We start from the raw sequence: 2,983 nt of genomic DNA on the forward strand, positions 1-2,983 counted from the left end.
GCCTCCTGCTGCAGGGCGATCTGCAGGTGGTGGCCGGGCACCGCCTCGTGCAGGGTCAGGGCCGGCAGTTCGTACAGGCCGCGCTGGTCGAGGCTGGAGGTGTTGACCATATAGCCGCCGGCGATGCCGTTCTCGATGGAGCCCTGGTTGTAGCGGCCGGTGGTGTAGTTGGCCTCGATCTCGCGCGGCACCGGGCGGACGCCGTAGGGCAGGCGGGGCAGGGTGCCGAACAGGGCCGGCAGGCCGTCGTCGGCGCGTTTGGCCATCTCCGACGCCTTCTCCAGCAGGTCCTCGCGCGTTGTGGCGTAGAACTGCGGATCGGTGCGGAGGAAGCGAAGGAAGCCGGCGAAATCCCCCGTCCAGCCCGCGGCCTGCATCTCGGTGTCCATGCGCGCGCGGATGCGGGCGACCTCCTCGAGACCGATGGCGTGCACCTCGTCGGGCGTCAGCTCGGTGGTGGTGAAGCCGCGCACCAGATAGGCGTAGGTCTCGCGCCCGCCCGGCCGGTTGATCAGGCCCAGGGTCTCGGGCGCGCGGGGCAGATAGTCCTCGCGCAGGAACCGCGCCCATTCGCGGCGCTGCGGCATGACCCCGTCCGCGACCGCCCGGGCCGCGCGTTCGCGCAAGGCGTTCTGCTGGGCCACGGGAATGGAGGCGGGCAGGGCGGCGAGGGGCTTGAGCAGGGGATCGGCGCCGGGCGTCAGCGCGGCCTCGGGCTCGATCAGGGTCAGGGCGTTCTCGACGATGGAGCGGGGCTGAACCATCCCGGTTTCCAGCCCGCGCCGCGCGTTGGCCAGCTGATCGGCGTAGATTTTCGGCATGGCCTCCAGCCGCGCGATCCAGGCCTCTGCATCCGCTGCGGTGGTGATCCGGGTGACCGTGGCGACATAGCTCAACCCCTGACCCGGGCCGCCTTCCGAGTTGAAGGCGTCGATGCGGCCGGTGTCCAGCGGGATGCGGTCCCGCGAGCGTTTGACGACATAGGTCATGAAGGCGTGGTTCAGGCGCTCGTCGTCGGTCAGGACGGCCGGGTCGATCGCCGCCAGCCGATCGGCGAACCCCTTGAGGACGGGCTCCTGCGCCGCTTCGAACGCGCGGGAGGCGTCGCCCAGCCGCGAGAGGGCCGCGCGGTCGCCCTCGAGACCCGCCGTGACCGGATCGACCGAGCGCAAATAGGTCTCATAGTCCGCCAGCACCGAGGCGAGGGCCGCATTGGGAGCGGCGGGGGCCGCCGCGACGGGAGCGCGCGTCTGGGCCAGCGCCGGCTGGGCGAATCCGGCAAGCAGGGCGATGGCGCTGGCGGCGATGACGGTTTTCATGAGGTCCCTCCGAGGAAGGGGGACTGCACCGGAGCCCGCGCCTCGCGTCAACCGCAGAAGGCGAAGAACCGCTCGATATCGGGGGCGGAGGCAGGGTGGGGCGCATAGGCCTGCCGCGTCCCGTCCTGCCACAGGGCCAGCCAGCCCAGCTGACGGAACCGCCGGAACACGGGGGCGTCGGCCGGGGCCTCGGCGCTCAGGAAAACGCCGTCGTGGATCTGGGACGGTTCCGCCTCGGCCGGAAAACGTCCGGTCTCGCCGCCGGACTCGATGTGGAACTCGGGTTTCGCACCGTCCTGGGCGACGCCGCTGAGGGACAGTCGGCCCGACGCGCGAGCGCAGTCCAGCCCCAGCCGGAGGTCATCGCTCTCGGCCAGACCGTAGGCGAGACGGGCCGCGCCGTCGTCGACGTGAAAGAACCAGTCATAGCCCTCGACCGGAACCGGCGCCCCGCTGGACGCGGCTCCCGGGCCCCCCGGGGCCTCAGGCGCGGCCGTGGCGCAGGCCGACGCCGTCAGCGCCATGACGGCCAGGACGATGAGGGTGCGGCTGCGCATGTCTGCTCCGGGGTTCAGCCGGAACACAGTTCCGAGAAACGGCGCAGCTTGGCAAGATGGGCCGCCGGAACCTCGACCGGTCGCCGGTGATCGCCGACGAGCACGTTCATCCGGCCGTCCGCCGCAAAGGCCGCGAAGGCGGGGTGGTCCGTGCGCAGCGTCAGGCGCGTGGCGTCGTCCCGCGTCGGCGCCGCCTCGGTCATGGCGGCGGCGTCTCCGGCGGTGACGCGGGCCATGCCCGTGAGGGGGATTCCGTAAAGGGTGAGCCGCGCGACGCTCGATCCGGGATCGCATTCCAGCGTCGCCCGCAGGTTGGCGGTGTCGGGGATCTCATTGGCGAGCACCACGGGCGCGGTGTCGGCGTACAACGTCCACGTCCATGCGGGCGCCGTGGTCTGCACGGCCATGAGGGCGGCGAGAAAGGCGATCATGGTTCAGCCCCCGCTGAAGGTTCGACCGAATGTGGTCAGATGCCGCGCTGTCCGCAATGGGCGAAAAATTCGTCGATCAGTTTGCGCTCGTCGCGCGTGGCCGCCAACTCGAACACGCCGGCGTCGCCCTCGACGGCCATCTTGCCGTTGTGGGCCAGTTGTTTCAGCGACGGGTCGTCGAACGACAATACGACCTCGTCCTCCAGCCCGCCGCTCAGCGGATCGATGGCGACGGCGCGCAGGGACGCCTTCTGGATCCGGGGACCGGCCGGCTTCACGTCGCCGTAGAGCACAGCCCGGGCCGCACCCGGCTCGCAGGTCATCATCAGCGCCAGCTGGTCGGAATTGGCCACGCCATAGGCCAGCTTGGCCATGTCGCCCTCATGGCTGAGGTGCCAGGCCATCGGCGATACGCCCGCCTGGGCGTCCGGGTTCGTCGCCTGCGACTGCGCGGCGAACGCGACCAGTCCGAGGGCGGCGACGGCGGGGATGGCGAACCTGAACATGAAAAACACTCGCGTCTGATGGGCAAACGCTGCTTTTCATTAACGGTTCACGGCTCCGCTTGGCCGGCGCCCGGCAGATTTCGCCTTGTGGCGAAAATGGCGCGCAAGGCGTGGACCGGTCAGAACGGGCTGAAGCGCTCCACCAGCGACTGGGCCGCGGGCGTGGCCTG

The 2,983-nt window shown here is 70.6% G+C and carries 4 protein-coding genes; all 4 read right to left on the bottom strand.

Features of this window, described 5'->3' with window-relative positions:
- Window positions 1-1,319 (bottom strand): DUF885 domain-containing protein (locus V6M42_RS12890; protein WP_332678837.1); only part of this gene is annotated, 1,319 nt, incomplete at its 3' end.
- 47 nt (window positions 1,320-1,366) lie between these two features.
- Entirely contained in the window at window positions 1,367-1,876 is a 510-nt protein-coding gene (locus V6M42_RS12895; RefSeq protein ID WP_332678839.1) for a hypothetical protein, read from the bottom strand.
- 14 nt (window positions 1,877-1,890) lie between these two features.
- The gene (locus tag V6M42_RS12900; protein ID WP_332659061.1) at window positions 1,891-2,307 is read right to left on the bottom strand and encodes a hypothetical protein; all 417 of its coding nucleotides are present in this window, start codon (window positions 2,305-2,307) and stop codon (window positions 1,891-1,893) included.
- Window positions 2,308-2,342: 35 nt separating this feature from the next.
- On the bottom strand, window positions 2,343-2,813 hold the full coding sequence (locus V6M42_RS12905) for a hypothetical protein (RefSeq protein WP_332678840.1): 471 nt from the start codon (window positions 2,811-2,813) through the stop codon (window positions 2,343-2,345).
- Between the last annotated feature and the right edge of the window lie 170 nt (window positions 2,814-2,983).

Source organism: Brevundimonas sp. (assembly GCF_036677305.1).
Lineage (GTDB): Bacteria > Pseudomonadota > Alphaproteobacteria > Caulobacterales > Caulobacteraceae > Brevundimonas.

Excerpts from the sequence above, each read along its gene's own strand:
- V6M42_RS12895 (WP_332678839.1), bottom strand. The coding sequence starts at position 1,876 with ATGCGCAGCCGCACCCTCATCGTCCTGGCCGTCATGGCGCTGACGGCG.
- V6M42_RS12900 (WP_332659061.1), bottom strand. The coding sequence starts at position 2,307 with ATGATCGCCTTTCTCGCCGCCCTCATGGCCGTGCAGACCACGGCGCCC.
- V6M42_RS12905 (WP_332678840.1), bottom strand. The coding sequence starts at position 2,813 with ATGTTCAGGTTCGCCATCCCCGCCGTCGCCGCCCTCGGACTGGTCGCG.